This window comes from Polaromonas sp. P3_A5 (assembly GCF_056403055.1).
Genome location: NZ_JBFUGF010000001.1, coordinates 692351 through 714060 on the forward strand (window position 1 = coordinate 692351; position 21710 = coordinate 714060).

Annotated in this window: 17 protein-coding genes; 13 read left to right on the top strand and 4 right to left on the bottom strand. The window is 60.6% G+C overall.

Annotated features, from left to right (window positions below):
* Window positions 1-67: 67 nt before the first annotated feature.
* Window positions 68-967 carry an MOSC domain-containing protein gene (locus AC1DU8_RS03305; RefSeq protein WP_457306712.1) on the top strand — a complete coding sequence of 300 codons (900 nt, stop codon included), beginning with the start codon at window positions 68-70 and terminating at the stop codon, window positions 965-967.
* On the opposite strand, the gene AC1DU8_RS03310 is transcribed toward AC1DU8_RS03305, so the two are convergent.
* Window positions 955-2802, bottom strand: coding sequence for a sensor domain-containing diguanylate cyclase (locus AC1DU8_RS03310; protein WP_477666639.1), 1848 nt, complete (start codon window positions 2800-2802; stop codon window positions 955-957). The genes AC1DU8_RS03305 and AC1DU8_RS03310 overlap by 13 nt on opposite strands.
* Before the next feature lie 64 nt (window positions 2803-2866).
* On the opposite strand from AC1DU8_RS03310, the gene ychF reads away from it, so the two are divergent.
* From ychF to AC1DU8_RS03325, 3 genes are all read left to right on the top strand, one after another.
* A complete protein-coding gene (gene ychF / locus AC1DU8_RS03315; protein ID WP_457281046.1) occupies window positions 2867-3958 on the top strand; it encodes a redox-regulated ATPase YchF in 1092 nt (363 codons plus the stop codon).
* Window positions 3959-4150: 192 nt separating this feature from the next.
* A complete protein-coding gene (locus tag AC1DU8_RS03320; RefSeq protein WP_457281045.1) occupies window positions 4151-4507 on the top strand; it encodes a RidA family protein in 357 nt (118 codons plus the stop codon).
* A gap of 41 nt (window positions 4508-4548) precedes the next feature.
* Window positions 4549-5286 carry an rRNA pseudouridine synthase gene (locus AC1DU8_RS03325; protein WP_457281044.1) on the top strand — a complete coding sequence of 246 codons (738 nt, stop codon included), beginning with the start codon at window positions 4549-4551 and terminating at the stop codon, window positions 5284-5286.
* A 15-nt stretch (window positions 5287-5301) separates the two neighbouring features.
* Here AC1DU8_RS03325 and AC1DU8_RS03330 read toward each other — a convergent pair whose 3' ends face one another.
* Complete coding sequence (locus AC1DU8_RS03330) at window positions 5302-5784, bottom strand: YqaA family protein (RefSeq protein ID WP_457281043.1); 483 nt, start codon at window positions 5782-5784, stop codon at window positions 5302-5304.
* Between the two features lie 143 nt (window positions 5785-5927).
* Here AC1DU8_RS03330 and dusB point away from each other — a divergent pair, with 143 nt between their 5' ends.
* From dusB to purH, 3 genes are read left to right on the top strand one after another with little or no spacing between them, the layout of a single operon-like run.
* Window positions 5928-7016 (top strand): tRNA dihydrouridine synthase DusB, encoded by a 1089-nt coding sequence (dusB, locus tag AC1DU8_RS03335; protein ID WP_457281639.1) that lies wholly within the window; start codon window positions 5928-5930, stop codon window positions 7014-7016.
* On the top strand, window positions 7013-7249 hold the full coding sequence (locus AC1DU8_RS03340; RefSeq protein WP_348047983.1) for a Fis family transcriptional regulator: 237 nt from the start codon (window positions 7013-7015) through the stop codon (window positions 7247-7249). The genes dusB and AC1DU8_RS03340 overlap by 4 nt, the downstream gene beginning before the upstream one ends.
* Window positions 7250-7307: 58 nt before the next feature.
* The gene (purH, locus tag AC1DU8_RS03345; protein ID WP_457281042.1) at window positions 7308-8891 is read left to right on the top strand and encodes a bifunctional phosphoribosylaminoimidazolecarboxamide formyltransferase/IMP cyclohydrolase; all 1584 of its coding nucleotides are present in this window, start codon (window positions 7308-7310) and stop codon (window positions 8889-8891) included.
* A 242-nt stretch (window positions 8892-9133) separates the two neighbouring features.
* Here the strand turns inward: purH and hemL are convergent, their stop codons facing one another.
* Both hemL and thiD read right to left on the bottom strand, forming a co-directional pair.
* Window positions 9134-10474 carry a glutamate-1-semialdehyde 2,1-aminomutase gene (hemL, locus tag AC1DU8_RS03350; protein ID WP_457281041.1) on the bottom strand — a complete coding sequence of 447 codons (1341 nt, stop codon included), beginning with the start codon at window positions 10472-10474 and terminating at the stop codon, window positions 9134-9136.
* Window positions 10455-11420 carry a bifunctional hydroxymethylpyrimidine kinase/phosphomethylpyrimidine kinase gene (thiD, locus tag AC1DU8_RS03355; RefSeq protein WP_457281040.1) on the bottom strand — a complete coding sequence of 322 codons (966 nt, stop codon included), beginning with the start codon at window positions 11418-11420 and terminating at the stop codon, window positions 10455-10457. The genes hemL and thiD overlap by 20 nt, the downstream gene beginning before the upstream one ends.
* 82 nt (window positions 11421-11502) lie before the next feature.
* Here thiD and AC1DU8_RS03360 point away from each other — a divergent pair, with 82 nt between their 5' ends.
* The 6 genes from AC1DU8_RS03360 (at window position 11503) to AC1DU8_RS03385 (ending at window position 21639) form a co-directional block, all read left to right on the top strand.
* Window positions 11503-11676, top strand: a complete 174-nt coding sequence (locus tag AC1DU8_RS03360) for a rubredoxin (protein ID WP_092131853.1) — start codon at window positions 11503-11505, stop codon at window positions 11674-11676.
* A gap of 73 nt (window positions 11677-11749) precedes the next feature.
* Window positions 11750-12148 carry a response regulator gene (locus tag AC1DU8_RS03365; RefSeq protein WP_457281039.1) on the top strand — a complete coding sequence of 133 codons (399 nt, stop codon included), beginning with the start codon at window positions 11750-11752 and terminating at the stop codon, window positions 12146-12148.
* The gene (locus AC1DU8_RS03370) at window positions 12148-12513 is read left to right on the top strand and encodes a response regulator transcription factor (RefSeq protein WP_007864987.1); all 366 of its coding nucleotides are present in this window, start codon (window positions 12148-12150) and stop codon (window positions 12511-12513) included. Before AC1DU8_RS03365 ends, AC1DU8_RS03370 begins: the two co-directional genes overlap by 1 nt.
* A 21-nt stretch (window positions 12514-12534) precedes the next feature.
* Complete coding sequence (locus tag AC1DU8_RS03375) at window positions 12535-13065, top strand: chemotaxis protein CheW (protein ID WP_092131850.1); 531 nt, start codon at window positions 12535-12537, stop codon at window positions 13063-13065.
* Between the two features lie 31 nt (window positions 13066-13096).
* The gene (locus AC1DU8_RS03380) at window positions 13097-15388 is read left to right on the top strand and encodes a methyl-accepting chemotaxis protein (protein WP_457281038.1); all 2292 of its coding nucleotides are present in this window, start codon (window positions 13097-13099) and stop codon (window positions 15386-15388) included.
* A gap of 68 nt (window positions 15389-15456) precedes the next feature.
* Window positions 15457-21639, top strand: coding sequence for a hybrid sensor histidine kinase/response regulator (locus AC1DU8_RS03385; protein ID WP_457281037.1), 6183 nt, complete (start codon window positions 15457-15459; stop codon window positions 21637-21639).
* The last annotated feature ends 71 nt before the right edge of the window (window positions 21640-21710 follow it).

Genomic DNA, 21710 nt, shown 5'->3' on the forward strand with positions numbered 1-21710 from the left:
GCAAACAATTACTGCGCGGTTTCTGGCCGTGCATCTGAACCTAAAGGCTTGAAAAGTGAGCGATCCATTGAACGAAACATTACCGGCCGACGCACCTTCTGACCTCAGGGCCGTGATTTCGCGCCTTTATGTGTATCCGGTGAAATCCTGTGCCGGCGTGCAGGTGCAGGAAGCCCTGCTGACTGAAACCGGGCTGGAATTTGACCGTGCCTGGATGGTGGTGGACAGCAAGGGCGAATTTCTGACCCAGCGTGAATTGCCGCGCATGGCATTGATCAGGCCCCAGCTGAGGTACCACGACATGGTGCTGCGTGCGCCCGGCATGCTGGCCCTTCACATTGCGCTGGACCAGGTGGAAGAGCCCGTTCGCGTGCAGGTCTGGAAAGACGAAGTCCAGGCGTATGACATGGGTGCCATCGCGGCGCAATGGTTCACCGACTTCCTGGGCCAGACTGCACGCCTGGTGCGGTTTGACCCCGAACACAAGCGGGTTTGCAGTCCGCAGTGGACCGGCGATGTGGAAGCGCTTAACCAGTTCAGCGACGGTTACCCGTTGCTGGTACTCAGCGAAGCCTCATTGGTGCATTTCAACGAAAAGCTGGTGGCCGCCGGCACTTCCGCGGTGGGCATGGAGCGCTTTCGTCCAAACATCGTCCTGGGCGATGCCGCTGGTGCCGACAGTCTGGCGCCGCACGATGAGGACCGTATTGAGGTACTGCAGGTTGCCACGGCGCAAGGCGTGGTCCAGCTCAAGCCGGTCAAGCCCTGTCCGCGTTGCCCGATTCCGAATATCGATCCCGCGACGGCTGTCAGCAGCCCGGAAGTGGGCGACATGCTGCAAACCTATCGCCAGGATGCGCGGGTGAACGGTGCGCTGACGTTCGGCATGAATGCCATTGTGCTGACGGGCATTGACCACCAGCTCAAGGTGGGCCAGCCGGTGGGTGCGAGTTATCAGTTTGAATGACTTTTGACCGCCCGCAGGGGCGGCGTGGCGTGGGCGGCCGTGGACGCAGGGAGCGCCTCCGGCGCCTGCGGACCGCTTGAGAGGCTGTCCAGCGTTGATTCGGCGTCCAGCGGCATGGGGTGTGTCAACTCCGGTTCGAGAAAGCGGATGGGGCGGCGGGTGCGAGCCGCCATGCTGTGCAGCAGGTCGGCCAGGGCCGTGGAAATTTCCTCGTGGCTGCCAAGGCGCTCGCTCAACAGCACGCCCGCGACATGAAATTGCAGAACGACCTCCGGTTTCAGACCCTTGAGCGGCATGAGGCCGGCCGCGATCAGGCGTGCCGCCAGGTCGGTGACTGGTGGGCGTGATGCGACGCCTTCAAGAATGAGGCCGAAGCGCGCCTCGTCGATGCGCCCCACGGTGTTGACATCGCGCAGAAGCCGGCGCAACTTGATCACGCTTCGCAGCAGGCTTTGCTCGGCCACCGCTGTGCCCCAGGTTTTCTTGATATACCGGTAATTGACCAGCTCGATGTACACCACGGCCGCCGGCTCCTTGTGGCGCTGTGCCCGGCCCACCACCTGTTTGAAGCGGTCGTGGAAAAGATGTGCGGCAAGCAGGCCGGTGAGGGCGTCCTGGCTGGACATGGCCTGCTCGCGCGCTTCCACTGCGTGGCGCTCATGTGAACGCGTGTTCAGCGCCACCAGCAGCAGGGGCACCTCAATGGTCAGCGCTGCCATCAGGCCGTAATGAGACAGCCACGACAGGGAAAACAGGCCCAGGATGCTGATGACGGTGAGGAGCGTTACCAGCCCCAGCGGGGAAAAAGCCGCCAGTACCCAGAAACCCACGACATCGTGGCGCCGCCACGTCATGTAGGCCCGGCTTGTTCCCAGTGCGACAACGGCAACCAGGTAAGTCGCGAGGAGGCCTATGCCCAGGCCGCGCTCCAGCACGAGATAGGCCAGCGCCAGCGGCGCTCCGGCCATGCCTGTCCAGTAGGCCAGCCGCTCAAACCACTTGTGGCGTGAACCGGTGCCGCACAGGTGATGCACGACCAGCAGCGCCGAGCCGCCGCCCAGGATGGCGAGGAAGCCCTGCGCCATGTTGTTCCAGGTGCTGAAGTTGCCCCAGAGGAAATGGCCTGCCACTCCCGTCCACGCCGCTACGACGAGGGCCATGATGACGGCGTACACGGAATACCACCCATAGGCCCGGTCGCTGTAAACCCAGCTCTGGACAACGCAGGCAATGATCAACAGCACCAGTGCGCCGAATACCACGCCAATCGCGAGGTATTCCAGCTGAAGTCGCTGCGTCAGGTTGCCTCGCGTGCTGACCCGAACCGGAATGCTGACCTCCGTCTGGTGCTGTATACGCACATACACGTCATGCACGCCGTTGTCCGGCAGGTTCAGGCGGAAATGCCCGTAACGGCCGGGTTCCGGCCAGCTGGAGACAGGCACGGTGTCCCCGGCAGTTTCGGCAATCCACCCTCCCGACGGTGCACGCTGGTACACCGTCGCCAGGTCCAGCAGGGGCAGGGGAAACTCAAGCAACCAGTCCTGGCGCGAGCCGGATGACCTGGCAAAACGGTAATGCAGCCAGAGCGCCGCGTGCGGGCCGAGCGAATGCACCGTATCGGCAACCGAGGGGACGAACAAGGCCCCTGGATGGCCGCCGGCCAATTGGTCGATGCCGGCCTGGCCGTCGCTGTCAATCCATGTCAAACTCGCTGCAGCCACGTCCAGGGTCGGCTTGGCGTCGTTTAAAGCCACGATGGGCTGGGCCTGCGCAGGATGCGCCAGAACACCCAAAAAACCGGCCAGCACAAAGATGGCGAATGCCTGCCACAAAGCGCTCCAACCCCGGCCGGGCGCGCATCGAATACACTTCTCAGCCTGTTTTTGAAGGTTTCTCATGAGTTTGAAGTGCGGCATTGTAGGCTTGCCTAACGTCGGTAAATCCACCCTTTTCAATGCGTTGACCAAAGCGGGGATCGCGGCTGAAAACTACCCCTTTTGCACCATTGAGCCCAATGTTGGCATCGTGGAAGTGCCCGACCCGAGGTTGGCGCAATTGGCTGAAATCGTCAAGCCTGAACGCATTGTTCCGGCGATCGTCGAGTTTGTGGACATTGCAGGCCTGGTGGCGGGCGCCAGTACGGGCGAGGGACTGGGAAACAAGTTCCTGGCCCATATCCGCGAAACCGACGCCACAGTCAATGTGGTGCGTTGCTTTGAAGATGACAACGTGATCCACGTTGCCGGCAAGGTGGACCCGATTTCCGACATCGAAGTCATCCAGACGGAGCTTTGTCTGGCCGACCTGGCAGCAGTTGAAAAAGCCCTGCACCGCGTGACCAAGACGGCTCGCTCGGGCGACAAGGAGTCTGTCAAGCTGGTTGCCATCCTGGAGAAATGCCAGGCCGCGCTCAATGAAGGCAAGCCGGTGCGCACTGTGGACTTCAGCAAGGAAGAACTGCCGCTGCTCGGCCAGTTTTTCCTGATCACCGCCAAGCCGGCCATGTTTGTGGCCAACGTGGCCGAGGACGGGTTTGAGAACAACCCCTTCCTGGACCGCCTCAAGGCTTACGCGGCAGAGCAAAAGGCGCCGGTCGTGGCGATCTGCGCCAAGATGGAAGCCGAGATGGCCGACATGGAGGAAGAGGACAAAAAGATGTTCCTCGCGGAGATCGGCCAGGATGAGCCGGGGCTCAACCGCCTCATCCTGGCGGCATACAAGCTGCTAGGCCTGCAGACCTATTTCACCGCGGGCGTGAAGGAAGTGCGCGCCTGGACCATCCACGTGGGCGACACCGGCCCGCAAGCCGCGGGCGTCATTCACACCGATTTTGAAAAGGGCTACATCCGCGCCCAGACGATTGCGTTTGCCGATTTCATCGCCTACAAAGGCGAGCAGGGCGCCAAAGATGCCGGCAAGATGCGCAGTGAAGGCAAGGAATACGTTGTGAAGGATGGCGACGTGATGAACTTCCTGTTCAGCAGCTGAGTTGCCAGGGCCCCCGGGTAACCTGGGGCCGATTTACTGCGAGGCCTGGACATCACGGTGGCGGCATCATGGAAGAAGTCGCGCCACAATACCTCACGACGACCCGCACCATCGGGTGGCGGCCCCGTTACCGGCTTGCCAGAGCAGGCCATCCCCCCCGAAACCCTCGCTTTGAGAAAGAAAGAGAACACCATGTCCATCCAGCGCATCGAAACCGGCCCACGCATGTCCCAAGCCGTTATCCATAACAAAACCGTTTACCTGGCAGGCCAGGTGGCCGGCAACGATGCCGGCTCCGGCGTGTACGAGCAGACTCTCAGCATCCTGGCCAATATCGACCGCCTGTTGGCAGCAGCCGGCAGCGACAAGTCGCTTCTGCTCAGTGCCACCATCTGGTTGACCGATATGGACAGCTTCGGTGAAATGAACCGTGCCTGGGAAACCTGGGTGGTGCCCGGCGCCACGCCCGCACGTGCCACGGTCATGAGCCCGCGCCTGGCTGCGCCGCAGTACCACGTGGAAATCGGTGTGGTGGCGGCCCAAGGCTGATCTCTCATCCACGCTTGACCCGCCATGAAGGCCACGCCGCGATGACAGAACCCGTTCGCCTTGCCAAACGCCTGGCTGAAATGCTGTCCTGTTCACGCCGCGAAGCCGAGCAGTACATCGAAGGCGGGTGGGTTACTGTTGACGGGGTGACTGTCGAAGAGCCCCAGTTCCGGGTGTCGGACCAGGCCATCGTGCTGGACAAGGATGCGAGCCTGCTGGCGATGACGCCGGTGACTTTGCTGCTGCACAAGCCGGCCGGTCAGGACGCGAGTTCCGATGGCGGCGCGGCGCAGGTGGCCCGGTTGCTGTCGGCCGCCACGCAATCGCCCGACGACCGCTCCGGCATCCGGCCGCTCAGGAAGCATTTCTCCACGGCGGAACTGGTGACGCCGCTGGCAACACCTGCCAGCGGATTGGTCGTGCTGACGCAGGACTGGCGCGTGGTGCGCAAGCTGCGCGAAGATACGCGCGTGATGGAGCATGAAGTGATCGTCGATGTCAGCGGTGACATCAAACCCGGCGGGCTGGACCGGCTGAACCGGGTTGACCACGGGTTTACCTTCAAGGGTGTTTTGTTGCCGCCGGCCAAGGTGAGCTGGCAAAGTGAAAAGCGCTTGCGCTTTGCCCTCAAGGGTGAAGTCCCGGGGCAGATTGCCTACATGTGCGAGAGCGTTGGCCTTCAGGTGCAAGGCATGAAACGGCTGCGTATCGGCCGTGTGGCGATGAGCCAGCTGCAACCCGGTCAGTGGCGCTACCTGCTGCCACATGAGCGCTTCTGATCCTTCTTCTGGTGCCTAGCCGGTCACCACGCCTGGGAAGGCCCAGATCAGGCTGCCGGTCATCAAAAAGTAGCGCAAAAATTTGCCGACCGCCATGTAAGCCAGGCAGGGCCAGAACGGAAACTTGAGCCAACCCGCGACCGCGCACAGCGGATCTCCGACCACCGGCAACCAGGCCAGCAGGCAGGCTTTCGGGCCGAGTTTCTCCAGCCATCGCACTGCACGGCCGTGATGCGATGAATGCTGGTATTTGTCCACCACCTTGTGGGCGCCGTAACCCATCCACCAGTCCAGCGCGCCGCCCAGCGTGTTGCCTGCAGTTGCTACCAGCACCGCGGGCCAGAACATGGCGGGGTTGAGCTTGACCAGGCCGAAGACCACCGGCTCCGAGCCCAGCGGCAACAGCGTGGCCGAGATGAAGGAAACCACAAATACCGTGCTCAAACCGTATTCGGGCAGGGCCAAAAGTTCTATCAGGCGGTGAATCCAGGCTTCCATATATCTATTTGAGTATAGGCAAGACGGGCCAGCCACCGTGTCGGGAAGACGCTTACAACTCCGTGTGCAAATTTCAATTGCTGAAATTTTGAGCAGGTACAATCGTGCCTCCTTTTTCAGCAACCTCGCAGCGCTCACTTCCCATGAACATCGGCCCCTACGCTTTGGCAAACAATTTGTTTGTCGCGCCCATGGCCGGTGTCACGGACAGGCCGTTCCGCCAGCTCAGCAAGAAGCTCGGTGCGGGCTATGCGGTCAGCGAGATGGTGACCTCTCGCCGCGACCTGTGGAACACACTGAAGACCTCTCGTCGAGCCAACCACGAGGGTGAGGCCGCGCCGATCGCTGTGCAGATCGCCGGCACCGACGCGCAGATGATGGCCGAGGCCGCCGCCTACAACATCGACCGCGGCGCGCAGATCATCGACATCAACATGGGCTGCCCGGCCAAGAAGGTTTGCAACAAGTGGGCGGGCTCGGCGCTGATGCAGGACGAGCCCCTGGCGCTGCAGATCGTGGAGGCCGTGGTCGCCGCCTGCGTGCCGCACGGCGTGCCGGTCACGCTCAAGATGCGCACCGGCTGGTGCCAGGCTGAAAAGAACGCCCTGGCGATTGCCCGCGCCGCCGAAAGCGCCGGCGTGCAGATGATCACCGTGCATGGCCGCACGCGCGAGCAGGGCTACAAAGGGTATGCCGAGTACGACACGATTGCCGCCGTGAAAACCGCGCTGCGTATTCCGGTGGTGGCCAACGGTGACATCACCAGCCCTGAAAAGGCCCGCGATGTGCTGGCTTACACCGGCGCTGACGCCGTGATGATCGGCCGTGCAGCGCAGGGGCGTCCGTGGATTTTTCGCGAGATTTCGCATTTCCTTTCAAGCGGCACGCATCTTGCGCCGCCGCTGGTGGCAGAAGTCGAACGCCTGCTGCTGGACCATTTGCGCGACCACTACGATTTGTACGGTGAATACACCGGCGTGCGCACGGCGCGCAAACACATCGGCTGGTATGTGAAGACCTTGCCCGGCGGTGAGGGGTTTCGCGCGCAGATGAACCTGCTGGAAGACTGCGAAGCGCAACTGAAGGCGGTGAGTGCTTTTTTTGAGGAGCTGGGCGCGCAGATGGACCGGATTCCGGCCGCTGCCGCCGAGGTGGATGACGAGGGTGCGCCTATGCAGGCACGGGCGGACAAAGATAAAAATCAGGAAAATCAGGAAGAAGCTGCTGCATGAGCAAAAAACATATCGAAGAGTGCGTACGCACCAGCCTGGAAGGCTATTTCAAGGACCTGCGTGGCACCGAGCCCGACGGCATGTACGAGATGATGGTCAAGGTGGTGGAAAAACCGCTGCTGGAAGTTGTCATGCAACATGCCGAGCAAAACCAGTCGCGCGCCGCCGAATGGCTGGGCCTGAACCGCAACACCCTGCGCAAGAAGCTGGTTGAGCACAAGCTCATCAAATAAAAAACACGCTCCCATGGTCCGGCCCTTTCGCCGGCCATCCTCTTTAGAGAAGACAAAAATGAACGCACTGATTTCCGTTTCGGACAAAACCGGCATCCTCGAATTCGCGCAGGCGCTGCATGCCCTGGGCATCAAGCTGCTGTCCACGGGCGGCACGGCCAAGCTGCTGGCTGACGCCGGCCTGCCTGTGACCGAAGTCGCCGACCACACCGGGTTTCCGGAAATGCTCGACGGCCGTGTCAAGACGCTGCACCCGAAGATCCACGGAGGCCTGCTGGCCCGGCGCGATGTGCCGGAGCACATGGCCGCGCTGAAAACCCACGGCATTGACACCATCGACTTGCTGGTGGTCAATCTTTATCCGTTTGAGTCGACGGTCGCCAAGCCTGGCTGCACGCTGGAAGATGCGATTGAAAACATCGACATCGGCGGCCCCGCGATGGTGCGGTCGGCGGCCAAGAACTGGAAGGATGTCGGCGTGCTGACCGATGCCTCGCAGTATGAAGGTGTGCTGGCCGAATTGAAAACCGGTGGAAAACTGACCGACAAGACCAAGTTCGCCTTGTCGGTAGCGGCATTCAACCGCATCAGCCAGTACGACGGCGCGATCAGCGACTATCTCTCGGGCATCCAGGCCGACGGCAGCCACGGCATGTTCCCCGGCCAGGCCAACGGGCGTTTCGTGAAAGTGCAGGACCTGCGCTACGGCGAAAACTCGCACCAGCAAGCTGCGCTGTACCGCGATCTGTATCCCGCACCCGGCTCGCTGGTGACGGCCAAACAACTGCAGGGCAAAGAGCTCTCTTACAACAACATCGCCGACGCCGACGCCGCCTGGGAATGCGTCAAGAGTTTTGACCTGCTCAAGGACGGTGCGGCCTGCGTGATCGTCAAGCATGCCAACCCCTGTGGCGTGGCCGTGGGCAAAGACGGCCTGGAGGCCTACAGCAAGGCCTTCAAGACCGATCCGACTTCGGCCTTCGGCGGCATCATTGCCCTCAATTGCCCGCTCGACGAGCGCGCCGCGCAGCAGATTTCCAAGCAGTTTGTTGAAGTATTGATGGCGCCCGCCTTCACACCCGAAGCGCTGGAAGTATTCAAGACCAAGGTCAACGTGCGGATTTTGCAGATTGACCTGCCGCCCGGCGGCGACACGGCCTGGAAGCAGGGCCGCAACCTGATGGACGTCAAGCGCGTTGGCTCGGGCCTGTTGATGCAGACCGCAGACAACCACGAACTGGCCATCGGCGACCTGAAAGTCGTCAGCAAGCTGCAGCCGACGCAGGAGCAGCTGCATGACATGCTGTTTGCCTGGAAGGTCGCGAAGTACGTCAAGTCCAACGCCATCATCTTTTGCAAGGACGGCATGACACTGGGCGTCGGCGCCGGCCAGATGAGCCGCATCGATTCGGCGCGCATCGCCTCCATCAAGGCCGCCAACGGCGGGCTGACGCTGCAGGGCTCAGCAGTGGCGAGCGACGCTTTTTTCCCTTTCCGCGACGGCCTCGACGTGGTGGTGGACGCCGGCGCGACCTGCGTGATCCAGCCCGGTGGCAGCATGCGGGACGACGAGGTTATCGCGGCAGCCGACGAGCGCGAAGTGGTGATGGTGCTGACAGGGGTCCGGCACTTCCGGCATTAAGTCACGTTTTAAGGGTTTTTGATCGATAGCTCAATGGGAATGGGCGCGAGCAGCTATCAAATTGATAGCAATTGGTGCTTCTTTCCCGTTCTTGTGAGCGGACCAAAGGCGGGGCAAGAACCTGCCACGCGCCATCAACCCTCATGTCAATGAATACTTGCTATTGATTTAATAGCTGCTTGCGCACGTCCCCATTGGCCTAGAGCCCGAGTAGGCAAGAAATGGCCGGCGTGAAGCCGGCTTCAGCCAGCAGCAAAGAACTTCGCTGCTGCGGCCACGGTGGCCTCTATATCCGCGTCCGTATGCGCCGAACTCACAAAGCCCGCTTCATACAGCGCCGGCGCGTAATACACCCCGCTGTCCAGCATCGCATGAAAGAAGCGATTGAACGCAGGGCTGTCGGTCGTCATGACCGTGGCGTAGTTCTGCGGCAATTGGCCGAGCAGGAAAAAGCCGAACATACCGCCTTCGCTGTCACCGCAAAACGGCACACCGGCCTTGCCGGCAGCCTGCGTGAGGCCGGTGACCAGGCTGCGGGTTCGGGCGCCCAGGGCTTCGTAAAAGCCGGGTTTGGCGATCTCGCGCAAGGTTGCCAGGCCGCAGGCGGTGGCCACGGGGTTGCCTGACAACGTGCCCGCCTGGTAGACCGGCCCCAGCGGTGCCAGTTGCTCCATCACGGCACGCGTGCCGCCAAAGGCGGCCAGCGGCATGCCGCCGCCTATCACCTTGCCCATGACCGTCATGTCGGGCTTGAAGCCGGGAATGCTGCGGGCGTAAACGCTTTGGGCGCCACCCAGCGCCACGCGAAAGCCGGTCATGACCTCGTCGAACACGAGCAGGGCACCGTGCTGCGTACACAGTTCGCGGCAGCGTTTCATGAAGGGCACGCTGGCTCGCACAAAGTTCATGTTGCCGGCAATCGGCTCGATCATCAGGCAGGCGATGTCCTTGCCGTGCAGGGCGAAGGCTTCTTCGAGCTGGGTGAGGTGGTTGTACTCGAGCACCAGGGTGTGTTGCACCACTTCGGGCGGCACGCCGGCGCTGGTCGGATTGCCGAAAGTGGCCAGGCCCGAACCGGCCTTGACCAGCAACGCATCGGCATGGCCGTGGTAGCAGCCTTCAAATTTGATGATCTTGCTGCGGCCCGTGGCGCCGCGCGCCAGGCGGATCGCGCTCATGGCCGCCTCGGTGCCAGAGCTCACCAGGCGCACCATTTCGAGCGAAGGCACAAGGCGCACAATTTCTTCGGCGAGCTCGACTTCGCGTTCGGTCGGTGCGCCGTAGGAAAAGCCTTCCAGCACGGCTTTTTGCACGGCTTCTACCACCGCCGGATGGCCGTGGCCCAGGATCATGGGACCCCAGGAACCGATGTAGTCGATATAACGCTGGCCGTCCGCATCCCAGAAGTAGGCGCCCTGTGCGCGCTGGATAAAACGGGGTGTGCCGCCTACCGCCTTGAAGGCCCGAACCGGGGAGTTGACGCCGCCGGGGATCAGTTTTTTGGCGCGCTCAAACAGCGCGTTGTTGCGGGAAAGTTCGGCGGAAAGGGGTTTGGCAGGGGGCTTAGTGTTTGGTTGTTCCATTGGGGGGCAGGTCAATTTCAGTCTTCAAAACCAGGGCGGCGTCATCGCCAGTCTCGGCATCGGCCGCTTCGTCTTCGGATTCATCGACATCAGCCTGTGCCCAGAACAGGCGGTCCGGCACGATATTGCCCATGCCGGGATGAAAGCCGGCATCCAGGCTGTGGTCCAGGTAAGTCAGTGCCTCGGAGGTGGCCGCCTGCAGGTCATGGCCGTTGGCCAGCAGTGCGCAAAGGGCCGCAGACAGCGTATCGCCTGCACCGGCAAAGACCGCCTCGAAACGTTCGAATTTCTCGCTGTAAAGCACGGCTTGCGGCGTGGCCAGCACGTTGTCGATGAACTGGTCGGGCATGGGGATTCCGGTGACCAGCGTGTAGGGAACACCCAGGTCGGCGGCGGCCTTGGCAATGTCCCGAGCCGAGGGATTGCGCTCCCCGGACCAGTCCGGCAGCAGCCAGCGCCACAGGCTGCTGTGGTTGCCGACCAACACTGTGGTTTGCGGCAGCATCAGCTCGCGAAAGGCGTCCAGATAGCTGTCGATTTCGCTTTCTTCCCACCACGACAGGTTGGGCATATAGGCGATCAGCGGCACATCGGCATAGTCCGAGGCGATCTCGGCAATGGTGCTGATGTTCTCGGGGCTGCCGACAAATCCGACCTTGATGGCGGATACCGCCATGTCTTCCAGCGCCGAGCGGGCCTGGTCGGTTACAGCCTCTTCGTCGAATGAAAAATGGTCGAAAATTTCGGCCGTGTCGCGCACATAAGCACCTGTTACAACTGCCAGCGCGTGGGCTCCGGCAGAGGTGATCGATGCAATATCCGCAGTCAGTCCGCCCGCTCCGCTGGGGTCGTTGGCGTTGAATGTCATGACGCAAGCCGGCGATGCGTCGGTATCCTCGATTTGGAGTTGTCGGCTGTCCAGTTGAGGATTTTTGGGGTTTGCCATAGGCTGCGATTTTGCCTTGTACGCGAATAAGCAACGCCGCCTCGATACAATTGTTGCATTCTATTCGAAGGCAACTTAAGCTGTGACTCAATCAATGACGTGGATGTGTTTAATTTGTGGGTGGATTTACGACGAAGCTGCCGGTGCGCCCGAACACGGGATTGCCGCCGGGACGCCATGGGCGCAAGTGCCCATGAACTGGACCTGTCCCGAATGCGGAGCCCGCAAGGAAGACTTTGAAATGGTTCAGATTTAAGCGTCTTAGGCACTTGCCTGGACAATCGCAGGCCGGCAGTTGCCGAGGGCCTGCAACATGAGGAGCATAGGCAGTGAGTATTCCCAGTTCCGGACTGAAGGTTTTGGTCATCGATGACAGCAATACCATTCGGCGCAGCGCCGAGATATTCCTGAAGCAGGGGGGGCATGAAGTATTGCTGGCCGAAGACGGGTTTGATGCCCTGTCCAAGGTCAACGACTACGAACCCAACCTGATTTTCTGCGACATTTTGATGCCCCGCCTGGATGGCTATCAAACCTGTGCGATTATCAAGCGCAACGCAAAGTTTGCTGGTGTCCCGATCGTCATGCTGTCCTCAAAAGACGGCGTTTTCGACAAGGCGCGGGGTCGTATGGTGGGTTCGCAAGACTACCTGACCAAGCCTTTTACAAAAGATCAGCTGCTGCAGACCGTACAGGATCTCGGCAGCGCTAAACAAGGAGTAGTGTGATGGCAATCAAGAAAATACTGGTAGTTGACGACTCCAAAACCGAATTGATGTTCTTGACCGATCTGCTGGTCAAAAATGGTTTCACCGTCAAAACTGCTGAAAATGCAGAAGACGCATTTCGCCGCCTGGCGGAAGACAAGCCCGAACTGATCCTGATGGATGTGGTGATGCCGGGGCAAAACGGGTTCCAGCTGACGCGCGCCATCACGCGCGACCCGTTGTACTCGGATATCCCCATCATGATGTGCACCAGCAAGAACCAGGAAACTGACCGTGTCTGGGGTATGCGGCAGGGCGCCCGCGACTACATCACCAAGCCGGTGGATGCTGATGAGCTGATGGCCAAAATCAAGGCCCTTGGCTGATTTACGGCGTAAAACCAAAGCATGGCGAACAGACAAGCACTTAGAGAGCTACAAACCCGGCTGGCCGACAGGTTGCAGATTGCGCGGACGCAAGGCGTTGCCGCGTCCTGGCTGGCCGTGGAGGCCGGCGGGAAGAAATACCTGTTTCCCCTGAGCCAATCCGGTGAGATTTTCCCTTGGGTCAGTACGCAGCCTGTTCCGTATACGCAAGCCTGGTTCGCCGGTGTTGCCAATTTGCGCGGTGGCCTGTTTGGCGTCGTGGATCTGGCGAGTTACGTCAGCGGCAAAGCACCCCCTCCCAAAAACGAACTTGCACGCACGGATTCCAGGCTTGTTGCACTCAACAGCGCCCTGGAAGTTAACTGCGCATTGCTGATCGACAAGCTGTCCGGGCTGCGCAATCAGGAGGCGTTCAGTGATTTTTCCGAAAAAGCGCCCGACGCGCCCGATTTCTTTGGCAACCAGTACGTTGACCTCAATGGTGCAACCTGGCAGGAAATCAACCTTCAGTTGCTTGCCCAGCAAGCGCATTTTTTGACGATAGGCGCATAGCGCACACTGTTTCTCTCCCGGAAGGCTCACCATGTCTGTTATTGAAAATATCCAGAAGCTATTTAAAACCAAGCCCGATCAGCCTGAGGACAGCATGGACATGGCTTCCGTCGGTACGCCAGATCCTCTTGCGACCGGAGCCATGGATCAGGCTTCGCTTCAGACCGCGGCGGTTCGGCAGCCGGGCGGTAGTGACGATGCTTTCGCGCCCAGCCGCATGGCGACCGCCGAGGACGGCGCACCTGCGGTAAATCAAGAGCTGCTGCGTCTGCCTTTATTGGGCCGCAGGACCATCGGTCAGCATCAGCGGGTGCTGGTGTTTTTCCTTGCCGTCGCGGTGGCTGTCCTGGGTACGGTGACTTTTCTGGCGCTGAGCCAGGCGGACAAAGTAGCCCAACAGGTGGCGGCTACCGGACAGTCATTGATGCAGTCGCAGCGTCTGGCGAAATCGGTGTCTCAGGCGCTGGTGGGCAGTGCCCAGGCCTTCCCTGACGTGCGTGAGAGTTCTGATGTACTGGCCAAAACCGTGCGTGGCCTGAAATCCGGTGAAGAAACTCTGCGTCTGGCGCCTGTGAGCGATGATCTGCAATCTGACGTGGAAAAGGTCACGCCTTTCATGGAGCGCGCTGAAAAGAACGCGAAAACCGTGATGGGCCAGCAAAATATTCTGACCCAGGTGGGCAACGCCCTGCGCACCATTAACCGCCAGTCTTCGGATTTGCTGGAAATTGCAGAAACTGTGTCATCACTCAAACTCCAGCAGAATGCGGCGCCGGCTGAAATTTCGGCATCCGGTCAGCTGGTGATGTTGACCCAGCGGATTGGTAAGTCTGCCAATGAGTTCCTGACCATGGAGGGCGTGAGCCCTGAAGCCGTGTTCCTGCTGGGCAAGGATTTGAACTCGTTCAAGGAAATTGCTCAGGGTTTGCAAGAAGGCAGCCCCGAGTTGCGCCTGGCCGGCTCCAAAGATCCGCAAACGCGCGAGCGGCTGGAAGCCCTGATGGCGCTCTATGAGCAAACCCGTGTGCAAGCCGGTGCCATTTTGGGTAACTTGCAGGGTCTGGTGTCTGCTCGTGAAGCGCAATCTTCGATTATTGCGGACAGCGAGCCCCTTCGTCGAGGCCTTGAGGATTTGCAGGGCAAGTTGTCGTTGCAGACCGGCCTGAGCGTTTTGTCGCTGGCCATCCTTGCGGGTGCTGCTACCTTTGCGCTATTGTGCGCAGCCGGCCTGGCCAAGCTGCAGGTGGAGGACAGCAAGCAGCGCCAGGCGGTTGCTGAAACCCAGCGACAGGAAGCTAAAGGACAGGAGCAGGACGCCAAGCGCGTCAACGACGCCAACCAGGCCGCCATTTTGCGTTTGATGAATGAGTTGCAGACAGTGGCTGAAGGTGACTTGACGCAGGAAGCGACCGTGACCGAAGACATTACCGGCGCTATCGCCGACTCGGTGAACTACACGGTTGAAGAGTTGCGGCAGCTGGTGGGTAACGTACAGAACACGGCGACCCGCGTTGCGCAAACGACGGCCCAGGTGGAAAGTACCTCGACCGAACTGCTGGCAGCGTCCACTGAGCAGCTGCGCGAGATTCGTGAAACCGGCCAGTCGGTGCTTGACATGGCATCCCGAATTAACGAGGTGTCCACGCAGGCGCAGGAATCTTCCCAGGTGGCGCGCCAATCGCTGACAGCCGCCGAATCCGGCCTGCAGGCTGTGCAGAACGCCATCGGCGGTATGAACTCCATCCGCGACCAGATTCAGGAAACCTCCAAGCGGATCAAGCGACTCGGTGAGTCCTCGCAGGAGATTGGTGAAATTACCGAACTGATTTCAGACATTACCGAACAGACCAACGTGCTGGCACTGAACGCCGCCATTCAAGCCGCGTCGGCCGGTGAAGCCGGGCGAGGCTTCTCCGTGGTTGCGGAAGAGGTGCAGCGACTGGCTGAACGTTCCGCAGATGCTACGCGCCAGATTTCGGCCCTGGTGAAAGCCATTCAGACCGACACGCAGGATGCCGTGGCCGCTATGGAACGCTCCACGCAGGGTGTGGTTGAAGGGGCCAAGCTGTCCGATAACGCGGGTACCGCGCTGACCGAGATTGACCAGGTGTCACGCCGGCTTGCTGACCTGATTGAGCAGATTTCAAACTCCGCCTCCCGCGAAGCCGCATCGGCGAACGTGGTGGCCGGCAACATTCAGCACATTTTCGCAGTGACGGAGCAAACGGGAGAAGGTACCCGTTCCACGGCACAGCAGGTGCGAGACCTTTCCCGCATGGCTGAAGAGCTGCGCCAGTCGGTGTCCCGATTCAAGATCGCCTGATGCCAGCTTGTCGTGCGCTGAACGCAGCTTTCGCCCCTGACACCGATTCCTGAACCGGCCCGTTATCTATGCAATCCAACGTCCCGAACTCAACAGCTGCCGAGCTCGACCTCGCTGTCAATGACCTGGGCCCCCTGGCCTGGGTACTTGACGAACTTCGCAAGTCACTGGACGGTGCTGCCAAAGCGCTGAAGCGTTTTGTGCGGGACGCGGAAGCCGCGCGTGGGTCCGATCTTGCGGCGCTTGATGCCAGCCAGTTGCGCATCGCACGGCAGCAACTGCATCAGGCCGTGGGCGCGCTTGAAATGGTGGGCCTTGCCGGGCCAGCGTTGGTGTTGCGGGCGATGGAAGCTGCGGTGCAGAAATTTGTGCAGCAACCTGAGCAATGCAGCCAGGACGCTGCCGGCAAAATCGAACGCGCCAGTTTTGCGCTGACCGAGTATCTGGAAGGTGTGCTGGCCGACAAGCCCGTGTCGCCCGTTTCGCTTTTCCCCCAATACCGTGATGTGCAGGAATTGGTGCGGGCCGACCGCATTCATCCGGCTGACTTGTGGCCGCTTGAGTGGCGCTGGCTGGAGCCGGAACTGGCGACGACAGCGGAGCCCCGCAATTACGATGATGGTGCTCGCGCTGTCATGGATCAATCGGTGCTTCAAATCATGAAGGGTAAGGCACCGCAGGCAGCCAAAAAAATGAAGGAGCTCAGCCTCGGATTTGCGGCCAGACAGGCGGACCGCCAACCCAGGATATTCTGGAAGATCGCGGCGGCTTATTTCGAAGCGGTCGCGCATGAGTTGCTCGGGTCGGACATCTATGTACGGCGAGCTGCATCACGAATCCTGATGCAGTATGCCTCGCTTGCCAAGGGTGATACGGGGGTATCTGATCGGCTGGCGCAGGATTTGCTCTTCTTCTGTTCACAGGCTGTTTCTCCCCGTGCCAGCGACACGCCTGCGCTTTCGGCAGTCCGGTCAGCCTATGGTCTCAACCGCTTCAAACCGGTGGACTATGAGCTCGTTCAGTTCGGACGTTTTGATCCGGCTCTGCTCGCCCAGGCCCGCAAGCGCATCACGTCTGCGAAAGAAACCTGGTCGTCGCTTTCCGCCGGGGACGCCAATAAATTCAAGTCCGTGACGGACCAGTTCAGCCTCGTCACGGATTCTCTGCTCAAGCTTCATCCGCCCAGCGAACCACTTGCGCAGGCATTGACTCGCGCCGTGGATACGACGGTCCGGTCTGGTCAGGCCCCTGGAATAGAACTGGCCATGGAAGTGGCCACCTCCGTGCTTTACCTTGAAGCCGCTTTTGATGACCTGGATCCCAACGATCCCCAGCTGGCTGTGAGAACAGCCAATCTTGCTGAGCGGCTGGAAGGCGTCCGTGCAGGCGGTGAGCCACAGCCCCTGGAAGGCTGGATGGAAGAGCTGTATCGCCGGGTCAGCGACAAGCAGACCATGGGCAGCGTAGTCGGTGAGTTGCGTGTGTCGCTGGGTGAGCTTGAAAAATCACTTGATGTGTTTTTTCGCAACCCGCAGGACAAAGTCGCGCTTCAATCCGTGCCCGGCCAGCTTTCACAAATGCGTGGCGTGCTGTCGGTACTGGGGCTTGACCAGGCCTCGCACGCCGTGCTGCGCATGCGAGACAGCGTCGAGCAGATGCTGGTCACTGAAATTGATGAACAGCTCGCGCGTGCGGCTGGAACATTCGAGCACCTCGGAAACAACCTTGGCGCCTTGAGTTTCCTTATCGACATGTTGAATTACCAGCCGGCGCTGGCGAAAAAACTGTTTGTTTATGACGCGGAAAAAGGCGAGCTCAAACCTTTGATGGGCCGTACCCAGAACGCCGCCAGTGCGGCGACCTCTGTCACGGTCAACAATGATGTGCTGTCACAGGAAGTGATTTCTGTTGTGCAGGATGCGGGTCTTGGCGAAACTGACCACAACCTCACGCTCAAACTTGACACGCTGGCCACGCATGCGGCGCTGGCCGAACAGCCTGCGCTTGCCCAAAGTGCGCGCGAAGCCGCCGTCGCTGTTTCCGGAAGCAACGCGAGTGTTGCCGCGGAGGCGCTGACGACCTTGGCATTTGCCGTAACGCCGGTGCAGGCGGCGCCTGAGAGCCCGGCCGCGTCGGATGATTTTGAAGAAGACGATCTCCGTGACATCTTTCTTGAAGAGGCACGCGAAGTTGTCGGCAACGGCCAGCAAGCTTTGGCTGCACTGGTCAATGATCCGGCCGATGTATCTCAACTCACGGTTTTGCGGCGTGCTTTTCATACGCTCAAGGGCAGTTCCCGCATGGTGGGGCTCAACGAGTTCGGCGAGGCGGCGTGGTCGCTTGAGCAGATGCTCAATAGCTGGCTGGCGGACCAGAAGGTTGCCACGGATGAATTCCGGGCTTTGTCGCTGGAAGCCATGGGCGGTTTTGCAAAGTGGATTGAAGACATTGCAGGAAATCGCGATGGCTCGTGGTCGGCGTCTACTTTCCGTGCCAGCGCCGATGCAATGCGCACCGAGGGCCGTTACAGCCCCCTGGTGACTGCCGTAGTCGATATTGCCGAGGTTCCTGTGGTCGCCGTGGCGGCAGCAATGCCAACAGCGCTGGCACCTGAGCTGGAGCTGGATTCAGGTGTTCCCGAGACTGCTGGTGCTGAACCTGTTGCCGACCCGGCCGTCGTGACGGATTTGGATTTTGACCTCATGTTTGAGTCGGAAGGTACAGCTGCGATCGCGAGCCCTGTGGAGCCTGCAGGTCCGTCTGTGGCAGAAATTGAAGGCATTGATTTCGGCAGTCTGTCCGCGGTTTCTGCGACGGCTGGTACAACACCTGCGTCAACGCAGCCCGCTGCGGCGGAGCCGTTCGCGTCCCCGGAGATGGATGCAACAGAAGCGATCGAACTGTCGGACGCGGATTTCGACAAGCACTTTCAGGCAGAGCCTGTGGCGGCCGAACAGTCGGCGCCTGTGGTTTTTGACTTCACCCCTGAGGGGCAGCAACAATTGTCGACAGCGGCCGAAGGCGCCGATCTGGCCGGGCAACCGCAACACCTGCAGGCTGCCGAAGTTCTGAAGACGGATGATGTCGATGCAACTGACAGTGTGCTGCCATTGGATGGCAATGGTGACGAACAGGTCAAGGTCATCGGTGCCTTGCGCATTGGAATTCCGCTTTACAACGTCTATCTGAATGAAGCTGATGAATGGTCACGCCGGCTTGTGACTGAAGTGGCCGAATGGGCGCTCGAGCTGAACCAGCCGGTCAGCGACTCTACCGTCGCCCTGGCCCATTCCCTCGCGGGAAGTTCCGCGACTGTCGGGTTCCATGCCCTGTCCGGAATGGCTCGGGCGCTTGAACAGGCTTTGCAGCAGTCCAGCGTTCATCACAGCAATGGCGCTGCCAGGTATGGCCAGGTATTTGTTGATGCAGCGGAAGACATCCGCCGGCTTCTGCACCAATTTGCCGCCGGGTTTCTCAAGGAGGCGGATGCAACCATCCTTGACAGGCTAAAGCAACTCGATTTCTCTGATTCGGTTTTGCCCCCGGGTAACGATTTTTCCGACTTTGACTTCTCCCCCGAATCGGTGGAGGTTGAAACGGTCTCTGTAGAGCCAGTGCGCTCACCGGAGCCAGAACCAGAAGTGATCCTGGCTCAGGCAATTGAAATGCCGGTCCCCGCTCAGGTCACGCCGGTGCCTCCCCCTGCGGCTGTCGTCTCCCCGCCTGCCCGGCTGGTAGCGACCATGGCTGCACCAGTGAACTCGAACTTCGAGGAAGACGAGGACGACGAAATCGATGCGGTCGATGCGATTGATCCCGACCTGTTCCCGATTTTTGAAGAAGAGGCTGCAGAACTCATGCCCCAGCTGGGGGGCGCACTGCGGCAGTGGTCTTCACGTCCTGATAATCAGGGCGCACGCATGGAAGTCCTGCGCGCACTTCACACGCTCAAAGGCAGCGCCCGGCTGGCAGGTGCATTGCGGCTAGGCGAAATGGCTCACCGGATTGAGTCCGAAATCGAACATCTCGGCTCTGATGCGGCTTCAACCCAGGAATTCGAACCCCTGATGACGCGTTTTGACGCCATGGAAGCGACATTTGAGGCCTTGCGCCGAGCTGATGCGGCTGCTGCGGCTGCCCCCGTCACGCTTACGCCTATTACGCCTGTTGCGCCTATTGCGGCCGTTGAGCCCGTACTGAAGTCGACCACGCAGGACAAGCCCGCCCCAATTGTGGATGCACAGGAAACTCCAGCCGAGAGCGCCGCTCCGGTTGCCGTGGGTGCGGGCCGCAAGCTCACGGTGCCTGCGCCGCAGACCATGGCCATGCAGCCGCTGCGACAGGCGGCCAACGCCTCGATCCGCGTGCGCTCCCAGTTGCTTGACCGCATGGTGAATCAGGCTGGTGAGGTCATGATCACGCGCTCCCGGCTGGAAGCCGAACTCAGCCAGCTCCGGGGCTCGCTGAACGACATGAGCGGTAACTTGAACCGCTTGCGCCAGCAGCTGCGGGACATTGAGTTGCAGGCTGAAACCCAGATGCAGTCGCGATTGGCTCAGGCCAAGGAAGCCCAGGCAGGGTTCGACCCGCTGGAGTTCGACCGCTTTACCCGCGTGCAGGAACTGACGCGAATGATGGCCGAGTCGGTGAATGACGTGGCAACCGTGCAGCGCACCTTGCAGCGCACGGTGGAAGCCACCGAAGACGACTTGATCGCTCAGGCTCGCCAGACCCGAGAGCTGCAGCGCGACTTGCTCCGTACCCGCATGGTGGAGTTCGAAGGCATCTCCGAGCGTCTGTACCGCGTGGTGCGCCAGGCTTCCAAGGAAACCGGCAAGCAGGTCCGCCTGGACTTGCTGGGCGGCACCATGGAAATGGACCGCGGCATGCTGGACCGTATGACGCCGGCCTTTGAGCACTTGCTGCGTAACTGCGTGGCCCACGGTATTGAAAGTACGCAGGTTCGCACCGATGCGGGCAAGGACCCGGTCGGCCTGATCACCGTTCACTTGCGCCAGGAAGGTAACGACGTTTCGGTTGACTTCAGCGATGACGGCGCCGGCTTGAACCTGGCACGTATTCGCGAAAAGGCCGTCAGCCTCGGGATGATCACGGCTGATCAACCGCTGGAAGACGGCGACGCCGCGAACCTGATTTTCATGCCCGGCTTCTCTACGGCCGCGCAAGTGACCGAGCTGGCAGGACGCGGCATCGGTATGGATGTGGTCCGCTCTGAAGTCAACGCGCTCGGTGGCCGGATCGAAACCTCCACCGTCGCCGGTCAGGGAACGCACTTCAAGCTGGTACTCCCGCTGACTACTGCTGTGACGCAGGTGGTGATGATCCGCTCGGGCAATCTCTCAATCGGCGTACCTGCCAACGTTGTGGAAACCGTCAGGCGCGCTTCGGCCAAAGAACTGCAGCAAGCCTATAACACCGGCACACTGGAGATTGCCGGTGAGTCGATGCCCTTCTTCTGGTCCGGCGCATTGCTGCAGGCCTCGCACCACAGCGCCGAAGCCCAGGGCAAAACCACACCGGTCGTGATCTTCCGAAGCGCCGCACAGCGCATTGCCCTGCACGTCGATGAAGTGTTGGGCAACCAGGAGGTTGTGGTCAAGAACCTGGGCCCCCAGTTGTCCCGTTTGCCTGGCCTGGCCGGTATGTCAGTGCTGGCTTCCGGTGCGGTCGTGCTGATTTACAACCCGGTTGCGCTGGCTTCCGTGTATGGCCAGCAGGCGCGCGCATGGAGTTCAGACCGGGCCGAGCCGCACATGCTTGAAGGCTCTGGCGCTACCGCGGCAACCACCGACGGCGGCAGCGGCAGCGTCGCGAAAACGACGATGTCGGCACCTGTCGCCCCGCAGATCCCGTTGATTCTTGTGGTCGATGACTCCATTACGGTTCGCCGGGTTACGCAACGCCTGCTTCAGCGTGAAGGCTACCGTGTCTCCATGGCGGCCGACGGTCTGCAAGCGCTTGAACGCCTGCAGGAAGAGCGGCCAGCCGTGGTGCTGTCAGATATCGAAATGCCGCGTATGGATGGTTTTGACCTGGCGCGCAACATCAGGGCTGACGTGCGCCTCAATAACCTGCCCATCATCATGATCACGTCCCGCATCGCCGAGAAGCACCGTGAACATGCCAAGGAGCTGGGCGTCGACCACTATCTGGGCAAACCGTTCTCTGAAGAAGAGTTGATGAGTCTGGTGCGCCACTACTGCGCCGCCGAAACCGCCGCTTCTGCCTGAGAAAAACAGCCAAATCAGGCTGTAGTCCAGGCAGAACGTGCGCAAGCAGCTCCTAAAATAATAGCAAGGCC

Coding starts and splice junctions, on each gene's coding strand:
- ychF (WP_457281046.1), top strand. CDS start 2,867: ATGAGTTTGAAGTGCGGCATTGTAGGCTTGCCTAACGTCGGTAAATCC.
- AC1DU8_RS03320 (WP_457281045.1), top strand. CDS start 4,151: ATGTCCATCCAGCGCATCGAAACCGGCCCACGCATGTCCCAAGCCGTT.
- AC1DU8_RS03325 (WP_457281044.1), top strand. CDS start 4,549: ATGACAGAACCCGTTCGCCTTGCCAAACGCCTGGCTGAAATGCTGTCC.
- AC1DU8_RS03330 (WP_457281043.1), bottom strand. CDS start 5,784: ATGGAAGCCTGGATTCACCGCCTGATAGAACTTTTGGCCCTGCCCGAA.
- dusB (WP_457281639.1), top strand. CDS start 5,928: ATGAACATCGGCCCCTACGCTTTGGCAAACAATTTGTTTGTCGCGCCC.
- AC1DU8_RS03340 (WP_348047983.1), top strand. CDS start 7,013: ATGAGCAAAAAACATATCGAAGAGTGCGTACGCACCAGCCTGGAAGGC.
- purH (WP_457281042.1), top strand. CDS start 7,308: ATGAACGCACTGATTTCCGTTTCGGACAAAACCGGCATCCTCGAATTC.
- hemL (WP_457281041.1), bottom strand. CDS start 10,474: ATGGAACAACCAAACACTAAGCCCCCTGCCAAACCCCTTTCCGCCGAA.
- thiD (WP_457281040.1), bottom strand. CDS start 11,420: ATGGCAAACCCCAAAAATCCTCAACTGGACAGCCGACAACTCCAAATC.
- AC1DU8_RS03370 (WP_007864987.1), top strand. CDS start 12,148: ATGGCAATCAAGAAAATACTGGTAGTTGACGACTCCAAAACCGAATTG.
- AC1DU8_RS03375 (WP_092131850.1), top strand. CDS start 12,535: ATGGCGAACAGACAAGCACTTAGAGAGCTACAAACCCGGCTGGCCGAC.
- AC1DU8_RS03380 (WP_457281038.1), top strand. CDS start 13,097: ATGTCTGTTATTGAAAATATCCAGAAGCTATTTAAAACCAAGCCCGAT.
- AC1DU8_RS03385 (WP_457281037.1), top strand. CDS start 15,457: ATGCAATCCAACGTCCCGAACTCAACAGCTGCCGAGCTCGACCTCGCT.